Raw genomic sequence first — 18,546 nt, forward strand, 5'->3', positions numbered from 1 at the left:
GGGCCGCAGCCCCTTCGACAGCAAGAGGATTCCCCGATGAGCAAGACCCTCCGCACCGCGCTCGCCACCGCGCTGACCGCCACGCTGGCCGTGAGCGCCGCCCTGCCGGCCGCGGCGCGCGACATCGTCGTGTCCTCGAAGATCGACACCGAGGGCGGGCTGCTGGGCAACGTCATCCTGCTGGCGCTCGAGAATGCCGGGCTGCCAGTGCAGAACCGGCTGCAACTCGGCGGCACGCCCATCGTGCGCGACGCGCTGCTGTCGGCGCAGATCGACATCTACCCGGAATACACCGGCAACGCCGCCTTCTTCCACAATGAGGGCGAGAGCCCGGTCTGGAAGGACGCGGCCAAGGCCTATGCCCGGGCGGCCGAGCTGGACAAGCCGAAGGAGCTGATCTGGCTCGACGCCGCGCCCGCCAACAACACCTGGGCGATCGCCGTGCGCCGCGACGTGGCCGAGGCCAACCACCTTGGCACCATGTCCGAGTTCGGCGCCTGGGTCGCGGGCGGGGGCGAGGTCAAGCTGGCCGGCTCGACCGAGTTCGTGACCTCGCCCGCCGCGCTGCCGGCGTTCCAGACGACCTATGGCTTCAGCCTTACCCCGCAGCAGCTGGTGCAACTGTCGGGCGGCGACACCGCGGCCACCATCGCCGCCGCGGCGCGCCAAACTTCGGGCGTCAACGCCGCGATGGTCTATGGCACCGACGGCGGGATCGAGCCCGCGGGCCTCGTGGTGATGGAGGACGACAAGGGCGTGCAGCCGGTCTATCAGCCCGCCCCCGTGGTGCGCGCCGCGGTGCTGGCGGAATATCCGGCGATTGCCGAGGTGCTGAACCCGATCTTCGCGGGCTTCGACCTTGCCACGCTGCAACAGCTCAACGCCCGAATCCAGGTGAACGGAGAGCCGGCCGATGCCGTCGCCCGCGACTATCTGCAGGGCAAGGGCCTGATCAAGTGAACCGCGGCGCGCCGGCCGCCCCGCGCCGGGGCCTGACCGGGTGACGACGATTGCCGCCGAGGGCGCGCGCGGGGCAGCCCGCGCGTTGAGCCTGCCGGGCACGGTCGCCGCGGTGATCGGCCTCGTCGGGCTGGCGCTGCCCTTCGCGCAGTTCCGCCCCAACCGGATCGCCGCCGGAGAGGCGGTGGGCCTTGCCGGCGCGCTCGGTCCGGCCGGCGCCCTCGCGCTCGCGGGCTTCGCCGTCGTCCTGCTCGCCGCCGTGAGCCGGCGCCTGCCCGGGGGGTGGCGCGCGGGCTTGGGCGGGGGCGGCGTGATCCTGGCGGCGCTGGCGCTGGGCCGGGTCGCCGCCACGCTGACCGCCGAGGCGGGGGCGCTGTCGCGCGTCGGGCCCGGCGCGGGGTTCTGGATGCTGCTGCTGGCGCTCGGGCTCATCATGGCGGACGGGGTTCACCGGCTGGGGCCGGGGCCGCGCGGGCGCTGGGCGCTGCTGATCCTCGCCGTGGTGGCGGTGGGGGTGCTGGTCGGGTCGGGCGCACTCGACCAGGTGTCGGTGATGCGCGAATACGCCGTCCGCGCCGCGCAGTTCCAGCGCGAGGCGCTGCGCCACCTTCTGCTCGCCTTCGCCTCGCTGGGGGCGGCGCTGGTGGTGGGGCTGCCGCTCGGCATCCTGGCCCACGCGGTGCCGCGGCTCAGGGCCGGGGTGCTGGGCGCGCTCGACGTGGTGCAGACGATCCCGTCGCTGGCGCTCTTCGGGCTGATGATCCCGCTGTTCGGCTGGGTCGCGGCCAACGTCCCCGGCGCGGCCGCGGCGGGCATCGCCGGGATCGGCGTCTTTCCGGCGCTCGTCGCGCTGTTTCTCTATTCGCTGCTGCCGGTGGTGGCGAACATGGTCGTGGGCCTCGACGGCGTGGCCCCGGGGGTACGCGAGGCCGCCGCCGGTCTCGGGATGACCCGCGCGCAGGCGCTGTGGCAGGTGCATCTGCCGCTGACCCTGCCGGTGGTGCTGGCGGCGGTGCGGATCGTGCTGGTGCAGAACATCGGCCTTGCGGTGATCGCCGGGCTGATCGGCGGCGGCGGGTTCGGCACCTTCGTCTTTCAGGGGCTGAACCAGACGGCGATGGACCTGATCCTGCTCGGAGCGCTGCCGACCATCGCGCTGGCGCTGGTGGCCGGGATCGCGCTCGACATCGCGGTGGCGCAGCTTGACCCCGCGCGGGCCGGGGCCGGTACCGGGGACGGGGCAGGGAGCGGATCGGAGCGCGGATGATCGAGATCGAGCACCTGACCCGCCGCTACGGCCCGCGCACGGTCGTCGACGACGTGTCGATGACCGTGGAACGGGGCCGCATCTGCGCCCTCGTCGGCACCTCCGGCTCGGGCAAGACCACGCTTCTGCGGATGATCAACCGGCTGGTCGAGCCGACCGCCGGCCGGGTCCGCATCGCCGGGCAGGACACCGCGACCATCCCCGGGCCGCTGCTGCGGCGGCGGATCGGCTATGCGATCCAGGGCCACGGGCTCTTCCCGCACCGCACCGTGGCGCAGAACATCGCCACCGTGCCGCGCCTGCTCGGCTGGGATGCGGCGCGGACCCGCGCGCGGGTGGACGAGCTGCTCGAGATGTTCCAGATGCCGCCGGCCGAGTTCCGCGACCGCCTGCCGCACGCGCTGTCGGGCGGGCAGCAGCAGCGCGTGGGCGTGGCGCGGGCGCTGGCCGCGCGGCCCGAGGTGCTGCTGATGGACGAGCCCTTCGGCGCGCTCGACCCGGTGATCCGGGCCAAGGCGCGCGACGACCTGCGGCGGGTGCAGCGCGAGCTGGGGACGACGCTGGTGATCGTCACCCACGACATGGCCGAGGCGGTCGAGCTGGGCGACCGCATCGCCGTGATGGATGAGGGGCGGCTGCTGCAATACGCCACCCCGCACGAGGTCGTGACCGCCCCCGCCACCGGCTTCGTCCGCGAGCTTCTGGGCGCGGGCGAGCGGCCGTTCCACCTGCTCTCGCTCGACCAGGTCGCGGGGATCGTTGAGCCGGGGACCGCCGACGGCCCGCCGCTCGCGCCCGGCACGAGCCTGCGGGACGCGCTGTCGGCCTGTCTCTGGAGCGGCCGTGCCGCCCTGCCGGTGGCGGGGGGCGGGGTCGTGACGCTCGACGCCCTGCGCCGGGCGGCGGCAGGGGGCGAGGTGAGGGACGGGGCGGAGGCGGCCCGCGATGCGGCGTCGCCGGGGGAGGCGCCCGGCGACGCGGGCGGGGCCGGCGCCCCTGACCAGCGCGCGCCGCGATGACCCGTCGGTTGGTCCTCGCAGTGCTCGCGCTGCTGCTGGTAGGGTTTCTCGCCGCGCCGCAGGCCTTTGCGCCGCTGCTCGCGCCGCTTGCCGCCAACAACGCGCCGGCGATCTATACCCAAAGCAGCCTGCTGGGGCTGACGCTCTCGCATCTGGGGCTGGTCGCGGCGGCGGTCAGCGCCTCGGTCGCCGTGGCGCTGGGGCTGGCGATCCTCGTCACCCGTCCGGCGGGCGCGGAGCTTCTGCCGCTGGCCCGCACCATCGCCGCGGTGGGGCAGACCTTTCCCCCCGTCGCGGTGCTGGCGCTGGCGGTGCCGGCCTTCGGCTTCGGCAGCGGGCCGACGCTGCTGGCGCTGTTTCTCTATGGCCTGCTGCCGATCTTCGAGAACGCCATCGCCGGGCTGGCCGGCCTGCCCGCCCCGGTCCGCGAAAGCGCCCGCGGGGCCGGCATGACCCCGGCGCAGATGCTGTGGCAGGTTGAGCTGCCGCTGGCGCTGCCGACCATCCTCGCCGGGGTGCGGGTCTCGGCGATCATCGCGCTCTCGACCGCCACCATCGGCTCGACGGTGGCGGCGCGGACGCTGGGCGAGGTGATCATCGCCGGGCTCCTGTCCTCCAACACCGCCTATGTGGTGCAGGGGGGCGTGGTGGTCGGCGTCCTCGCCGTGCTGATCAGCAACCTCTTCCGCGAGATCGAGCTGCGGCTCGTCCCCGCCGCGACCGACTAGGTGGCCGCGCCGGGGGCGCAGAGGGGACCGCTCAGGCGGGGCCGGCCTGCCAGCGCGCGAGGGCCGCGGCGAGGCCGGGGTCGAGCGTGCGCGCCCCGCCCGCGGGGTTGTGGCCCATCAGCCCGTTGGGGCACAGCCGGTCGTCGTCCCAGCCCGGGTGGTTGGCGACGGGGTAGAGGCACAGCCCCTCGACCCGCGCCCCGCGGCGGCGGGCGCGCGCCGTCTCGGCCATGACGTAGTCCAGCCATGCGCCGCGGCGATGCCCCTCGGTCCCCGTCTCGGCGATCACCAGCGGCCGGTCATAGCGCGCCGCGACCTCGACCAGCAGGTCCGAGAGCGGACGATAGATCGGGTCGTCCACGTCGATCGGCAGGCCGCCGTGGATCCACTGGTTGTTGAAATAGTAGTTGACCCCGACCAGATCGAGCCATTCCTCGCCGCCGCCGATCTGCGGCCAGATGCGGCCCGAGATCAGGTCGAAGGCCTGGAACTGCGCGTCGTGCCAGCCGTGCGCCTCCCACAGGGGGCGGCCGGTCCAGCCGGCGTGGTGGATGGCGATCAGCGGTTCGGCCATCAGGAACCGCGCCCGCGGGTCGATGGTGCGCAACTCGGCCGCCGCGGCCAGCCACGCGCGGGCGAGCTGCACCTTGAGCTCGAACCCCCGCCCGGCGGCGAAGGGGTTGAGGTAGCGCGCATCCCCCCCGGCCCACGAGAAGAAGCTGACCTCGTTCACCGGGCACCAGAAGGGCACGGCGTCGGTCAGGCTGCGCACGTGCTGCCCGACCGCGCGGGCGAAGGCGGCGAAGCGGGTGACGAAGGCGGGCGTCCAGATGTCGAGATCGTCGGGCCAGCCGTAGTGCAGCAGGTCCCAGACGATCTGGCTGCCGCTGTCGCGGGCGGCCTCGACCATCGGGGTGAGGCTGGCAAAGTCGTAGCGGCCCGGCGCCGTCTCGATCAGGTGCCAGCGCGCCGCGTCGCGGCAGGCGCGGATGCCCAGCCCCTCGAGCTGCGCATAGTCCTGCGCGGCGTGGGTGTCGTGGCCGGTCGCGGCGAGCACGTCGAGCCGCCGCCCGTCGCGGCGGCGGTGGGTCGAGCTTTCCCAGCCGCCCAGCACGAAGCTGTCGAAGGTCGCGGGCGGCGGGGCAGGGGGCTGCTCGGCCAGAACCTCGGTGAAGAGCCGCTCCCACTGCGGGACGACGACCTCGGCGGAATAGCTGGCGACGACATGGGCCCTGAGCCCCGCGCCGAGACGCGCGCGCAGGGCCGCGTCGCCGGCCAGGCGGCGGATCGCGGCGGCGACGGCGGCGGGGTCCTCGTGCGGGACGAAGAGGCCGGTCTGCCCGTCGGTGATCTGTTGCAGCGCGCCGTTGTCGGGGGTGGCGATGACGGGCAGGCCCGCGGCCCCCGCCTCGGCGATGACATGGGGCATCCCCTCGCCGCGCGAGAGCCAGCAGAAGACGTCCATCGCGGCGAGCAGCTCGGGCACGTCCTTGCGGTCGCCGGTGAAGATGATCCGGTCGCCCAGCGGCGCGGCCAGTCGGCGCAGCTCGTCGGCATATTCGGGCATGAAGGCGTCCGGCCCGCCCACGACCCCGAACCGCGCCTGCGGCAGGTCGGACAGGCTGAGGGCGGCGGCGATGAAATCCTCGACCCGCTTCTTGCGGTCGAGCCGGCCGACCCAGCCAATTAGTAACTCGCCCTCGGCCACCCCCAGCGCGGCGCGCATCGGGGCGCGGGCGGCGGGGTCGAACTCGGCCAGGTCCACCATTGAGGGGATTTCCAGCGCGTGCTGCGGCCGGTCGGGCATCCGCCCCGCTGCCGCCGCGCGGATGCTGTCGCAGACGCCGACATAGCGGGCGGTGTGGTGCTTCGGCCCGGCCAGCGCCTCGCTGACCAGCCCGCCGTGCTCGATCAGCGGCGGGCGCAGCGCCAGCCGGTCGAGCGCGGGATAGATGTCGGCCACGTTCTGCGAGGACACCACGATGTCCGCCCCGGCGATCTTGCGGCGCAGATAGTCGATCGTGTCCTCGAAGCTGAGGCCGTAGGCGGTGGTGTCCACATGGACGCCGAGCGCGCGCAGCTGCTCGTGGCTCTGGTCGGGCATCCCCTCCTTGCGGAAGCAGGGGATGACGTCGATGCGGTAGCGCGTCCGGTCGAGCGTGCGGGCGAGCAGCCGCACCTCGGTCTCCTCGCCGCCGACGACGAGCCAGGCGAAGACCCACAGGATGCGGATCTTGCCGGCGTCGGGATGCGGCTCGGGGATGCGGCCGTCGGCCAGCGCCGCCGCGGCCGCGCGGTCGTCCAGCTCGCGCTGGCTGGGTGCGCCGGCCCCGTGGTGGGCCGGCTGCGTGTCGGCCGAGGCGGGGGCCGGGGTCAGCTGGGCCGCCTCGGCCTCGGTCAGGGGACGATGCTCATTCATGGGCGAACACGACCTGCAGGAACTCGGGCCGGTCGGCGACGAGGTGGCGCAGGAAGCCCGGGGCGTCGTCGTAGGGCACGACATGGGTCACCATGTGCCGGCGGATCGCGTCGCCCTCGGCCTGAAGCAGGCGGATGGTTTCCTGCGCCAGCCGGCGCTGGTCCCAGGCGTGGGCCACCGCGCGGGGCATCCGGTTGATCTGCGCGCAGCGCAGGTTCAGCCCGTTGTGGTGGAACTCTTCGCCCAGCCGCAGGCCGTCCATGCCGCCCTGATAGAAGGCGAGGTCGATCACCGTCCCCTGCGGGCGCAGCGCCTGCAGGCAGCGGTTGAGGCTGTCCGAGCGCGCGCGGGTCTGGAACACGAACTCGGCCCCCCGGCCCCCGACCTTGTGCCCCCACGACTTGGCGTGCTGCACGGCCTGGTCCTCGTCCATCGCCTCGAACCCCATGGCGCGGGCGATGTCCTGCCGGAAGGGCGAGGGGTCGACGACGACGATCTCGGACGCGCCCCCAATGCGGGCGAAGAGCGCACAGAACAGGCCCACCGTGCCGCCGCCCCAGACGAGCACCCGCCGCCCCTCGACGCCCGCGCCGAGGAACGGGACCGCGGCGCCGAACTGGTCGGCATCGGCGTGCAGGAGGCCGTTGGCCGCGATCGGCCCCATCTGCGCGACGAAGATGCCGAGCAGCGGGTCCATCCCCTCGGGCAGCTTCAGCAGCAGGTCATGGGCGGGGTGCGCGGTGTGGCCGGTCTTGTGGCCGAAGGTCGTGCCCACCACGTCGCCCACCCGGAACCCCGGCGCGCGGGCGTCGATGACGCGGGCGCTTTCCATGTAGCCGAGGAAGTTGACCGGGAAATGCGCCGACGCCTCGCCCGGGAAGAACCGGCCCAGCCCCTCGTCCCAGCGGGAATGGAGGTAGGGGTTCGTGCCCTTCATGAAGGTCAGCTCGGTCCCCGCCGAGAGCCCGGTGTACATGAGGTCTAGCCGCACCTGACCGTCGCCGGCCGGGCCCTCGTCATAGGCGAAGAAATACGGCTCGAGCGCGCGCTCGAACCCGAGCGAGCGGATGCGCCGGTGCTGGTGCGGCAAAGTCGGGGCCTTACGCAGAGGCTTGACGAAAGATGGGCTGCGGGTCAGCCCGCAGCCCCTCCATCTTCACAAGAGCCCCGGTTTCGGCGGACCGGCTGATCGCCAGCGCCACGCGATGCGTCTCGAGCGCCTCGGCATAGGGACAGCGGATGCGGTTGTCGCGGCCCATCACGGCCTCGACGAAATCGCGGTCCTCGCGCCAGACGGGGTCGCCGTCGGCGTGCCGGACCGGGCGGCCGCGGCCGGTGTCGATCATGATGTCGTGGTCGGTGATCTCCATCGCCAGCGCGTCCGAGAAGACGTGCAGCCCGACGCGGTGATTCCAGCGCAGCAGGCAGGTCGAGGCAAGGTTCGCCACCGCGCCCGAGGCAAAGCGCAGCGTCGCCGCCGTCGCGGTCGGCACCGTCAGGCCGGGGAAGTCGCCACGCTCGCGCTGCGCGTTCAGGCCGTAGACCTCGGTCACGTCCCCGGCGAGGAAGCGGGCGGCGTCGATGATGTGGGTGGCCTGCTCGACCACCTGTCCGCCGGACTTGTCGGCGCGCCACCACCATTCCGGGGGCGGCGTCTGGTCGATCCAGAAGCCCTGCATCAGATGGGCGGGGTTCTGCGCCAGATGTGCCCGCGCCTCGTCCATCGTGTCGAGATAGCGCCAGTGATAGCCGACGGCGGTGATCAGCCCCGCGCGCTCGACCGCGGCCGCGATATCCTCGGCGAGTTCGAGGTCCAGCGACAGCGGCTTTTCGACGAAGAACGGCAGGCCCCTGGCGATGCAGGCGCGCTCGGCGTCGCCGTGGGCGAAGGGCGGGATGCAGATGTAGACGGCGTCGAGTTCGGCCTCGGCCAGCATCGTGGCGTGGTCGGGATAGGTGGTGGCGCCCATGCGGCGCGCGGCCTCGTCGGCGCGGCCCTGGTCGGGGTCGGTGACCGCCACGACCGAGACGTCCGGCATCGTCTCGAGAACGCCGAAATGGCGGTGGGCGATGCCGCCCGCGCCGATGAAGCCCAGTCGTATCCGGTCCATAAGTCCCTCGTGCCTGCGACGCGCCGCGGCGCGCCAGATGGTGATGGTGTCGGCCGCCATGCGGTCGGCGGTGAAATGACGGTTGAGCCGGTCGCGCTGCGCCTGCGCGACGGCGGCGCGGGCGGGGGCGTCGGCCAGTGCGGCGGCCAGCGCCGCGGCGAGCGCGCGGCTGTCGCCGGGCGGGGTGAGCCAGGGGTGATCCGGTCCCAGCGCCTCGGTCGTGCCGCCGATGCGGGTGGCGACGACCGGCAGCCCGGCCGCCATCGCCTCGAGCACGACGAGCGGCAGCCCCTCGAAGGCCGAGGGCAGGACCAGCAGCGTGGCCTGCGCCATCCGCGCCGGCACGTCCTCGCACCGGCCGTGAAACCGCACCGCGGGGCCGAGCCCCAGCCGGTCGGCGAGGCGCTTGAGCCGGGGGCCGAGTGGTCCGTCGCCCACCATGTCGAGCGTCGCGTCCACCCCCGCGCGGCGCAGCCGGGCCAGCGCGAGCAGCAGCGTGATCGGGCGCTTCTGCGGGGTCAGCCGGCCGACGCAGAGGAGGCGGGGGGCGGAGCCCTCGGCCGGGTCGTCGGGCTGAGCCGCAGGCTGGGGCGGAGCGTCGACCGCGATGCCGTTCGGGATCGCCGCGACGGGCAGGGCGGGGCCGCTCATCCCGGACAGCGCCCGGCGCCAGCCCGCTGCCGCGGCACGCGACACGGCGATGACGGCATCGACGCGGCGCACCGCCTCGGCATAGTCGGCGATCTGGCCCGCGTCGGTCAGGAGCCACGGCAGATGCTCGGTGCGCACCACCGCCGCCCCGGCCTCGGCGGCGGCGTGGGTCAGGCCGTGGCCCTCCCACCCGATGCCGGCGTGGACGTGGACCAGCCGGGCCCCGGCCATGGCCGCGGGCCAGCCGTCGTCGGCCACGACCTGCGCGGCGAGACCCTGCGCCCGCGCCTCGTCGGCCAGCCTTTGGCCCGCCGCGTGGTCGGGAAAGGCCAGCGCCACGCCGACCCCCCGCGCCTGTGCGGCGGCGGCGAGCAGCAGCATGTGGCGCCCCACGCCCGAAGGCTCGGGGCTGTCGGTGGCGAGCAGCACCTCGACCTCAGACAGGGCCGGCATCGTTCAGCCCCCGGCCGCCGCCTGGGCATGGGGCACCGCGGCGGCCAGCCGGGGCGCGAGGCGGCGATGGATCGCCAGCGCCTGACCGACCACCTGGTCCATGTTGTAATAGCGGTAGCTGCCCAGCCGCCCGGCGAAGATCACCCCCGGCTCGGCATCGGCCAGCGCCTCATACCGCTTGAACAGCGCCTGGTTCTCGGGCCGCGGGATCGGGTAGTAGGGATCGCCCGTGTCCGACGGGATCTCGTAGGTGATCGAGGTCTTCGGATGCACCTGCCCGGTCAGGTGCTTGTACTCGGTGATCCGCGTCCACGGCACGTCCTCGGCCGGGTAGTTCACAACCCCCACCTCCTGGAAGCGGCGGCGGTCGTGGGTCTCGTGGCGGAAGCTGAGGCTGCGGTAGGGCAGATGCCCGAAGCGGTGCCCGAAGAAGGCGTCGATCGGGCCGGTATAGACCGTCAGCGGCCCACGGTCGGCGGCGGGCAGGTCGTGGAAATCCTGCCCGAGTGCGAGGTCGATGCGGGGATGGTCGAGCATCCGCTCGAACATCCGCGTGTAGCCGTCGCGCGGCATGGCCTGGAAGCTGTCGGTGAAATAGCGGTCGTCGTCCGAGGTGCGCGTCGGCACCCGCGCCGTCACCGACCGGTCGAGCTGGCTCGGGTCCAGCCCCCATTGCTTGCGGGTGTAGCCCTGGAAGAACGTCTCGTAGAGCGCCGTGCCCACCGCGCTCACCACCACGTCGCGCGAGGTGCGGATGTCGGCCACCGGCTCGGCCAGCGCCGCGAGGAAGGCCTTGGCGTCGGCATCGGTCCTGAGCCCCGCGCCGTAGAGCGCGTTGAGCGTGGTGCGGTTGATCGGCATCGGCACCCGCGCGTCGCCCACCTGTGCCAGCACCCGGTGCTCGTACGGGTGCCAGGCGGTGAAGCGCGAGAGATAGGCCACCACCTCGTCGCTGTTAGTGTGGAAGATGTGCGGCCCGTAGCGGTGGACGAGGATGCCCGCCGCGTCGCGGTGATCATAGGCGTTGCCGGCGATGTGGTCGCGCTTGTCCACGACCAGCACCCGCTGCCCCGAGGCCTCGGCCAGCCGCTCGGCCAGCACCGCCCCGGCAAAGCCCGCGCCGCAGATCGTCACGTCGTACTTGCGCGCCCCGCGGCGCAGGCCGGGGGCGGGAAAGCGGTCCGCGGGCGGGCAGGGCGCGGCCCGGCGCCGCACCGCGCGGTCGAGATGCGCGGCCATGCCGGCGAAGGTCGTGTCCCAGCTGAGCGAGGCGAGCGCCGCGTCGGCCTGATCGCGCCAGCCGGTCTCACCCCCCTGCGTCTGCGCCATCGCCGCGTCGCAGGCGGCGAGGAAGTTTGGCCCCGGCCCGGCGATATGGACCGCGTCGAGCGTGCCGTAGTGACGCTCAACATCCCGGACCGGGGTCGAGACGACCGGCCGCCCGGCGGCGAGATATTCGGGCGTCTTGGTGGGCGAGATGAAGCGCGTGGCCTCGTTCAGCGCAAAGGGCATCAGCGCCACGTCCCAGCCCGACAGATAGGCGGGCAGCTCGTCATAGGACTTCTGCCCCAGCCAGTGCAGGTTCGGTGCCTTCGGCAGGTCCTCGGGCGCGATCTTGGCGACCGGGCCGACCATCACGATCTGCCACGCCGGGCGCGCCACGGCGAGGCCCGCGATCAGCCCGAGGTCGAGCCGCTCGTCGATGACGCCGTAATAGCCGAGCCGCGGGCGCGGCAGGCGAGCCTGATCGGCGGGCTCGGCCAGCGGCCCGCGGGCGCGGGCGAAATGCGCCGTGTCCACCGACGAGGGGAAGGCGTGGATGTTGTCGTGGCGGGTGCGCTTCGCCTCCCAAATCGACCAGCCGCCGGTGAAGACGACGTCGGCCGCGGCCAGCAACGCGGTCTCGCGCGCGACCAGCTCGGGCGGGGCAAAGCGGAACGCCGACAGCTCGTCCATGCAGTCATAGACGACCGCCGCGGCCTCGACATGGGCGGCGACGGGCCACAGCATCGGGGTGTAGAACCACAGCACCGGCCGGCGGATGCCGGTCAGCCCGAGCATCTGGTCGAGCAGCCGCGACAGCGCCTTTTCCTGCTCGGCGGGCGTCCAGCGGTCGGGGACGCGGGGGCGGATCGACTGGACGGTGGTGCCCTCGAAGGCGTGGAACTCGAGATAGGGCAGGTGGTGGCTGGTGGGGATCGCCTCTTCCCAGAACAGTACCCGGCGGTGGGCGGCGAAGCGGCCGATCAGGTGCTGCGGGCGCTGGTGGACGAAATCCCAGCGAAGGTGGGAAAAGCAGATGATCGGCGGCTCGCCCCCATTCCGTGCCGGGTCAGAGGCCAGCGCCACGGGCCGCGCGGTGTCGAGCGTCTCGCGCTCCTCGAGGGGGCGGGCGTCGTTCATGCGGCATCCTTTCCTTCCCGCGCGCGGCGGATGGCCTCGATCTCGGCGCCGAGCCGGGCGATCGAGGCAGGCCAGCCCCAGCGGTCGAGCGCAACGGGGCGCGGGTCATAACGGTCGGCGGTGTCGATCAGCCGGCGCAGCGCGGCGGCGAAGGCGGGGCCTTCCGCGGCGGCAAGGCCAGTCTCGGGCGTGATGTACTGCAGCCCGCAGGTGAGGTCCGCGTTGGCCAGCACCGGCAGCCCGGCGAGCATGTATTCGGTCAGGATCGCCGGTGCCCCGTCGTCGCGGCCGCAGACCACGCCGACGCGGGCGCGGTTGATCTGGCGGTTGACCTCGTCATGCGGCATCGGCCCGACGATCTCGACGTCGAGCCCGCGCCGGGCGGCGTCGGCGCGCAGCTCGTCGGTCAGGTGGCCGTAGCCCACGACCAGCAGCGCCGTGGTGCCGGGGTTCGCCGCGAGCGCGTCGAACAGGACATGGTGGCGCTTGTAGGGCTGGGTGCAGGCCACATAGACCACGTCGCGGTCCTTGGGCGCCCCGGTCGGGTGGAACGTCTCGCCCGAGGCGAACTCGGGCCCGATCGGCAGCACCAGGGTGCGGGCGCCGGGGACGCGGGCGCGGATCGCCTCGGACTGCCATTCGGCGCCGGTCAGGAACAGGTCGAAGCGGGCGGCGACGTCGTCGGGGATGCGCAGCGCCGGCGCGTCGATCGAGTTGTAGATCCGCACCGCCCCCCCGCACGCGTCGAGCAGCGCGGCCTCCACCCCCAGGCCCCAGACGCAGAGAATGTCCGGCGCGCCCGCGGCGGCCAGATGCGCCCGCGCATCGGCCGAGCCGTAGGGCGCGGGGTGGCCGTCGGCGCGGAATACCCGCCGGGTCAGCCGCGGGCGGTCGGGATCGGGGGCGCCGGTCAGCCGCCCGGCGGCGCTGTCGGCGCGCTCGTCGTGGGCGGTCCAGCTCCAGATCTCGGCCTGGTCGACGAGGCCGGCGGCCACCGCGGCCAGGGGCAGGCGCTCGAGGTACCCGCCGGTCACGCGCGGCGGCCTGCGGTCGTCAGCGATGAGGGGAGAGGCGGCGGCGGACCAGTCGCGGCCGATATCGGCCGAGGGCGCGCCGGGGTGCGGATCGTCGCAGAAATCCGAGATGCAGACGATCCTGTTCGGGCCTTTCCCCATCTCGCACACGATCCCGCCAACCAGACTTCTTGTAACAGTCGGCATAGGATAATGTCGGAAGCGCCACAAGCCCCGAGCGCCCGGGCAGGGCGGAGGTTCGCCGAAGCTCGGGGCCGGGCGTCGGGCGGCGATGCGGCACCGCGCGACTCGACCGGACGTGAGGGGAACAGTGACGGGTCCCGGCGGAAAAGCAAGCGTTCTGTCGCAGGGGCGCGGCATCCGGCCCGCCCCGCGCGAACGGTGTCAGCGCTTCGCGTAGGCGGCCACGAACCCGTCGGCGACGTGGGTCGCGTGGGCCGCGGCGTCGAGCGGGTTGCACCCCGCCCCGCCCAGCTCGCGCTGGTGCAGCGCGGCCAGAAGGATCGGCGAGATGATGTCCATCGCCGCCATCCGCGTGTCCACCGGGCGCATCTCGCCGGCCGCGACGTGGACATCCAGCCGCTCGGCCAGCGCCGCGACGAAGGGATCGAGCATGGTGCCGAGGAAGCTCGGCCCCAGCACCGAGGCGCTCAGCGCCTCGATCAGCCCCATCGCCAGCATCCGGGCGATGGCCGGATCGTGCAACGCGGCCGCCGCGCGCCCGGCGGCGGCGTGGACCGAGGCCTCGAACGGCCCCTCGGGCATCCGGGTCGCGGCAAGCTGGTCCTCGGTCCCAACGGCGATGTGGTGCAGCACCGCCCGCACCACGTCCTCGCGCCGGCCGAAATAATGGCTCAGCGTCGAGACGCTGCAATTCGCCGCCGCCGCCAGCTCGCGCATGGTCGGCCACCCGGTTTCACGGTTGCACAGCCGCAGCGTCAGGCGCTCGAGCAGCTCGGCCCGGCGCTTGTCATAGCTGGCGTTGCGGCTGCCGCGCGGTCTCATGGGGCGCGCCGCGCGGGATACAGGTCAGGGGTGGCGAGGCGCATCGGTCTCGGGGACGGCAAGAGGGACAGGAAAGGGAATGCGGCGGACTATAAACTTTTGTTGCCTGATGCCAAATGACGATCCCGCGGGGTGACGCAGAATCGCCACACCCGCTGTATCGAAGCCGTTGGGCCGGCGGGTCCGTCGGCGATCAGGCTGTCGCTGCGATCGCCTTCACCGCGTCGGGAAGCGTGGCGAAATCGTCGAAGGCGCGCGCGTGGGGAAGGTCTTCGACGGGCGTGCGGCGGTAGCCGCGCGTGAACAGAAGCAGCGGTATTCCGGCGGCGGCCGCGCATTCGGCGTCGATCTCGCTGTCGCCCACCATCAGCGAGGACCCGCCGCCGCAGTCGGCCCGGGCCTGCCACAGCGGCAGGGGGTCGGGCTTGCGGCGGGGGCAGGAATCGCCGCCGATCACCGCCGTGAAGTGGTCGAGGAGCCCGAGATGGCGCAGCACCGCCCGCGCTGGCGAGACGGGCTTGTTGGTGCAGATGCCGAGCACATGACCGGCAGCCCGCAGCGTCTCGAGCGCCTCGGGGACGCCGGGGTAGGGGCGGGTCAGGCCCACCGCGTCGTCGTAGAGCGACGCGAACCGCGCCTCCATCCGCGCCTGCCGCGCGCGGTCGGTGATGTTATGCGCTGCAAGCAGGCAGCCGACGAGATGCGGCACGCCGCGCCCGACGAAGCCGCGGACGGTCTGCAGGTCAAGCGGCGCCAGCCCCTCGGACGCAAGCACGGCGTTGGCGGTGGCGTGAATGTCGGCGGCGCTGTCGATCAGCGTGCCGTCGAGGTCGAAGATGACGATCATGCCGGCCCCTTCGCCCGCGGTGCTAACGCCTGCGGTGCAGGCGGCGCAGGCATCGCCGCCCCGTGCACCGCGGTCAACCCTTGGCCCGCACTCACACGGGCGAAGGGTCAAGCCACGGGGGGGCTTCGGCGTAGATCTCGTCGATGATCTCGCGCACCATGTCGAGCGTCGCGGATTCGTCGCCGGCCCGGTGGCTGAGGATCACCGGCGAGGTCGCCTGCGGGTCGGCCACCGGGCGGAACACTACGTCCGACCGCATCTGCCGGGCCGACATCGGGATGATGCAGACCCCGGCCTCTGCGGCGACGAGGCCGAGGGCGGTCTGGATCTCGCGCACCTCCTGCACCTCGATCGGCCCGACCTCGGCCTCGCGCAGCAGCGTCAGCACGAAGTCCGCATAGCTCGGCCGCGGCTCGCTCGGGTAGATGATCAGCTTCCGTCCCCCCAGGGCCTTGAGCGGGATGGGCGCCGAGGTTTCCGACAGGGGCCAGGCGCGGGGCAGGGCGACGGTCAGCCGTTCCTCGCGCAGGGTCGTGCTGGCCACCCCGGGGTCGGCGTGGCGCAACCGGCCGAAGCCGATGTCGATCCGCCCCTCCTTCAACGCGGCGATCTGCTGGGTCGAGAGCATCTCGAGCAACTGGATGTCGAGCGTCGGCGCCCGACTGCGCAGCTTGCGGACCAGCCCCGGCAGACCGCCGTAGAGCGTCGAGGGCACGAAGCCGATCGAGAGCACCCGGTTCTGGTTGCGGCCGACGCGCCGGGTCGATTCGGCCATCTGCTCGACCCGGCCGAGGATCTGCAGCGCCTGTTCGTAGAAGAGCCGCCCGGCCTCGGTCATCCGCACGGGACGGGCGCTGCGCGACAACAGCTCCACCCCCAGCTCTTCCTCCAAGAGCTGGATCTGCCGGCTCAGTGGGGGCTGGGCGATATGCAACTGCTCGGCCGCGCGGGTGAAATTGCGCTCGCGGGCGACCGCGACGAAGTAGCGAAGCTGGCGCAGGTCCATGCGGTCATTCCTGTTGCGACGGGTATGCAGCCTCGCCGCGGCGCAGCACAGCGAGCCTCGCATCAGTCTATCATACCCTGAGGGTATCGCGGCAGATTCAAATGATGTTGGACCGACTCGCGGCCGGCCTGTCACATGGGCGACATGAACAAGCTCATCGCCCCCGCTGACACCGCACTGGCCGCCCCCGTCGTCGAACGGGTCGAGACGGTGCTGGTCGATCTGCCGACGATCCGGCCGCACAAGCTGTCGGTCGCCACCATGAACGGCCAGACGCTGATGCTGGTCCGCATCACCTGCAGCGACGGCGTCACCGGCGTCGGCGAGGGGACCACCATCGGCGGCCTCGCCTATGGTGGCGAAAGCCCGGAGAGCATGAAGCTCGCGATCGACCGCTATGTGGCGCCGCTGCTGATCGGGCAGGACGCGACGCGGGTGCAGGCGCTGATGGCCCGCGTGGGCTCGATGGTGAAGGAGAACCGCTTCTCGAAGTCGGCGGTCGAGACGGCGCTGCTCGATGCCCACGGCAAGCGGCTGGGACTGCCGGTCAGCGAGCTGCTGGGCGGGCGCCGCCGCGACCGGCTGCCGGTGGCGTGGACCCTCGCCTCGGGCGACACGGGCCGCGACATCGACGAGGCCGAGCGGATGCTCGACCTGCGCCGGCACCGCATCTTCAAGCTCAAGATCGGGGCGCGGCCGCTCGCCGACGACATCGCCCACGTGGCCGCGATCAAGCGGGCCCTGGGCGAGCGGGGCGCGGTCCGCGTCGACGTGAACATGGCGTGGAGCGAGGCGGACGCCGCGCGCGGCATGGCGGCGCTGGCCGATGCCGGCTGCGAGCTGGTCGAGCAGCCGGTCGCGCAGGCGTCGGCGCTGGGCCGGCTGGTGCGCCGCTTCCCCTTGGCGCTCATGGCCGACGAATCGCTCACCGGCCCGGATTCGGCCTTCGAGATCGCCCGCGTCCACGGCGCCGATGTCTTCGCCGTCAAGCTCGAGCAGTCGGGCGGCGCCTTTGCCGCGCTGCGGGTGGCCGCGATCGCGGATGCGGCGGGGATCGGGCTTTACGGCGGCACGATGCTCGAGGGCGCGGTCGGCACCATCGTCTCGGCGCACGCCTTCGCCACCTTCGCCAACCTGCAGTGGGGGACCGAGCTCTTCGGCCCGCTGCTGCTGACCGAAGAGATCCTGCGCGAGCCGCTGGACTACAGCGACTTCCACCTGACCGTCCCCACCGGGCCGGGCCTGGGGATCGCGCTGGACGAGGACCGCGTCGCGGCGTTCGCCCGCGACGGGTTCGACCGCAAGAGAGGATAGGCCGATGCTGTTTCACGTCCGCATGGATGTCTCGATCCCCCGCGACCTGCCGGCCGACGCGCGCGCCGACCTGCTCGCCCGCGAGAAGGCCTATTCCCAGGCGCTTCAGTCGTCGGGCAAGTGGCGCCACATCTGGCGGATCGCGGGTGAGTACGCGAACGTCAGCATCCTCGACGTCGCCGACAACGATGAGCTGCACGAGATCCTGTCGGGTCTGCCGCTCTTTCCCTTCATGAAGATCACCGTGATGCCGCTGCTGCGGCACCCGTCCGCCATCCGCGCGGACGACAGCTGACACCCCGCGCGGGGCCGGCCGAGGAACCGCCCCCCGCGTCCCCAGAAGATCACGTCATACCGGAGGAGAACCCATGAGCGTGAAGATCTACGACCGCCCCGATGTGCAGGCGTTCCTGCGCGAACTCAGCGGCCTGAACAGCGACACCGGCAACGACCGGATGAAGCAGATCACCCACCGGCTGATGTCGGATCTGTTCCGCGCCATCGACGATCTGGACATCACGCCCGACGAATACTGGACCGGCGTCGCCTGGCTGAACGATCTCGGCGCGGCGGGGCAGGCGGGGCTGATCTCGCCCGGTCTCGGCGTCGATCACTTCATCGACGAGCGGCTGGACGCCATCGACGCGGCGATGGGGATCGAGAACCCGACGCCCCGCACCATCGAGGGTCCGCTCTATGTCGCGGGCGCCCCGGAATCGACCGGCTTCGCGCGGCTGGACGATGGCACGGCCGAGGGTCAGACGCTGGTGATGCACGGGGTCGTCCACGACGCCCAGGGCCGCCCGCTGCCCGGCGCCAAGGTCGAGGTGTGGCACTGCGACACCCGCGGGTTCTACTCGCACTTCGATCCCACCGGCCAGCAGGCGCCCTTCAACATGCGGCGCACGATCTATGCCGACGAGAACGGCCGTTACAAGTTCCAGTCGATCCTGCCCTCGGGCTACGGCGTCCCGCCCGGCAGCCCGACCGAAAAGCTCCTCTCGGCGCTGGGCCGGCACGGGCAGCGTCCGGCGCACATCCACTTCTTCATCAGCGCCGACGGCCACCGCAAGCTGACCACCCAGATCAACATCGAGGGTGATCCGCTGATCGACGACGACTTCGCCTATGCCACCCGCGAGGGGCTGGTGCCGAAGATCAACGAGCGCACCGATGACGAAAGCATCAACGCCAACGGCCTGAACGGCCCGTTCGCCGAGATCGAGTTCGACATCTACCTGACCGCGCTGGTGGACGGCGTGGACAACCAGATCAACGAACAGCGGCGCCGCGCGGCCGCCTGACGGCCCGCGACCCGCACCCCGCCCC

At 72.6% G+C, this 18,546-nt stretch carries 15 protein-coding genes; 7 read left to right on the plus strand and 8 right to left on the minus strand.

Translation table 11 applies throughout. From position 1 onward, the window contains the following. Positions 1 to 36: 36 nt before the first annotated feature. The 4 genes from osmF to ACFHYO_RS00955 are packed head-to-tail and all read left to right on the plus strand — an operon-like array spanning position 37 to position 3,974. The gene (gene osmF / locus ACFHYO_RS00940) at positions 37 to 960 is read left to right on the plus strand and encodes a glycine betaine ABC transporter substrate-binding protein OsmF (RefSeq protein ID WP_168783250.1); all 924 of its coding nucleotides are present in this window, start codon (positions 37 to 39) and stop codon (positions 958 to 960) included. Between the two features lie 40 nt (positions 961 to 1,000). Continuing rightward, a complete protein-coding gene (locus ACFHYO_RS00945) occupies positions 1,001 to 2,227 on the plus strand; it encodes an ABC transporter permease (protein WP_244960988.1) in 1,227 nt (408 codons plus the stop codon). Further along, positions 2,224 to 3,246, plus strand: coding sequence for an ABC transporter ATP-binding protein (locus tag ACFHYO_RS00950; RefSeq protein WP_394317681.1), 1,023 nt, complete (start codon positions 2,224 to 2,226; stop codon positions 3,244 to 3,246). Before ACFHYO_RS00945 ends, ACFHYO_RS00950 begins: the two co-directional genes overlap by 4 nt. Continuing rightward, positions 3,243 to 3,974 carry an ABC transporter permease gene (locus tag ACFHYO_RS00955; RefSeq protein ID WP_394317683.1) on the plus strand — a complete coding sequence of 244 codons (732 nt, stop codon included), beginning with the start codon at positions 3,243 to 3,245 and terminating at the stop codon, positions 3,972 to 3,974. The genes ACFHYO_RS00950 and ACFHYO_RS00955 overlap by 4 nt, the downstream gene beginning before the upstream one ends. 31 nt (positions 3,975 to 4,005) lie before the next feature. Here ACFHYO_RS00955 and ACFHYO_RS00960 read toward each other — a convergent pair whose 3' ends face one another. The 8 genes from ACFHYO_RS00960 to ACFHYO_RS00995 all read right to left on the minus strand — a co-directional run bounded on the left by ACFHYO_RS00960 (position 4,006) and on the right by ACFHYO_RS00995 (position 15,903). Then, on the minus strand, positions 4,006 to 6,393 hold the full coding sequence (locus ACFHYO_RS00960) for a glycosyltransferase family 4 protein (protein WP_394317685.1): 2,388 nt from the start codon (positions 6,391 to 6,393) through the stop codon (positions 4,006 to 4,008). Then, positions 6,386 to 7,483 (minus strand): zinc-dependent alcohol dehydrogenase, encoded by a 1,098-nt coding sequence (locus ACFHYO_RS00965; protein ID WP_394317687.1) that lies wholly within the window; start codon positions 7,481 to 7,483, stop codon positions 6,386 to 6,388. Before ACFHYO_RS00965 ends, ACFHYO_RS00960 begins: the two co-directional genes overlap by 8 nt. A gap of 10 nt (positions 7,484 to 7,493) precedes the next feature. After that, positions 7,494 to 9,608 carry a glycosyltransferase gene (locus ACFHYO_RS00970; protein ID WP_394317689.1) on the minus strand — a complete coding sequence of 705 codons (2,115 nt, stop codon included), beginning with the start codon at positions 9,606 to 9,608 and terminating at the stop codon, positions 7,494 to 7,496. A 3-nt stretch (positions 9,609 to 9,611) separates the two neighbouring features. Further along, on the minus strand, positions 9,612 to 12,011 hold the full coding sequence (gene glf / locus ACFHYO_RS00975) for a UDP-galactopyranose mutase (RefSeq protein WP_394317691.1): 2,400 nt from the start codon (positions 12,009 to 12,011) through the stop codon (positions 9,612 to 9,614). After that, positions 12,008 to 13,186, minus strand: coding sequence for a glycosyltransferase (locus ACFHYO_RS00980; RefSeq protein WP_394317693.1), 1,179 nt, complete (start codon positions 13,184 to 13,186; stop codon positions 12,008 to 12,010). Before ACFHYO_RS00980 ends, glf begins: the two co-directional genes overlap by 4 nt. A gap of 243 nt (positions 13,187 to 13,429) precedes the next feature. Beyond that, the gene (locus ACFHYO_RS00985) at positions 13,430 to 14,050 is read right to left on the minus strand and encodes a TetR/AcrR family transcriptional regulator (RefSeq protein ID WP_052176434.1); all 621 of its coding nucleotides are present in this window, start codon (positions 14,048 to 14,050) and stop codon (positions 13,430 to 13,432) included. A gap of 193 nt (positions 14,051 to 14,243) precedes the next feature. Next, positions 14,244 to 14,897, minus strand: a complete 654-nt coding sequence (gene gph, locus ACFHYO_RS00990) for a phosphoglycolate phosphatase (RefSeq protein ID WP_036734113.1) — start codon at positions 14,895 to 14,897, stop codon at positions 14,244 to 14,246. Between the two features lie 91 nt (positions 14,898 to 14,988). Next, positions 14,989 to 15,903, minus strand: a complete 915-nt coding sequence (locus ACFHYO_RS00995; RefSeq protein WP_394317696.1) for a LysR family transcriptional regulator — start codon at positions 15,901 to 15,903, stop codon at positions 14,989 to 14,991. Between the two features lie 144 nt (positions 15,904 to 16,047). On the opposite strand from ACFHYO_RS00995, the gene ACFHYO_RS01000 reads away from it, so the two are divergent. From ACFHYO_RS01000 to catA, 3 genes are all read left to right on the plus strand, one after another. Then, a complete protein-coding gene (locus ACFHYO_RS01000) occupies positions 16,048 to 17,217 on the plus strand; it encodes a muconate/chloromuconate family cycloisomerase (protein ID WP_394317698.1) in 1,170 nt (389 codons plus the stop codon). Positions 17,218 to 17,221: 4 nt separating this feature from the next. Beyond that, positions 17,222 to 17,512 (plus strand): muconolactone Delta-isomerase, encoded by a 291-nt coding sequence (gene catC, locus ACFHYO_RS01005; RefSeq protein ID WP_036700720.1) that lies wholly within the window; start codon positions 17,222 to 17,224, stop codon positions 17,510 to 17,512. Between the two features lie 73 nt (positions 17,513 to 17,585). Further along, positions 17,586 to 18,521 (plus strand): catechol 1,2-dioxygenase, encoded by a 936-nt coding sequence (gene catA, locus ACFHYO_RS01010; protein WP_036710428.1) that lies wholly within the window; start codon positions 17,586 to 17,588, stop codon positions 18,519 to 18,521. The last annotated feature ends 25 nt before the right edge of the window (positions 18,522 to 18,546 follow it).

It is taken from the genome of Paracoccus panacisoli (genome assembly GCF_042435015.1).
Lineage (GTDB): Bacteria > Pseudomonadota > Alphaproteobacteria > Rhodobacterales > Rhodobacteraceae > Paracoccus > Paracoccus panacisoli.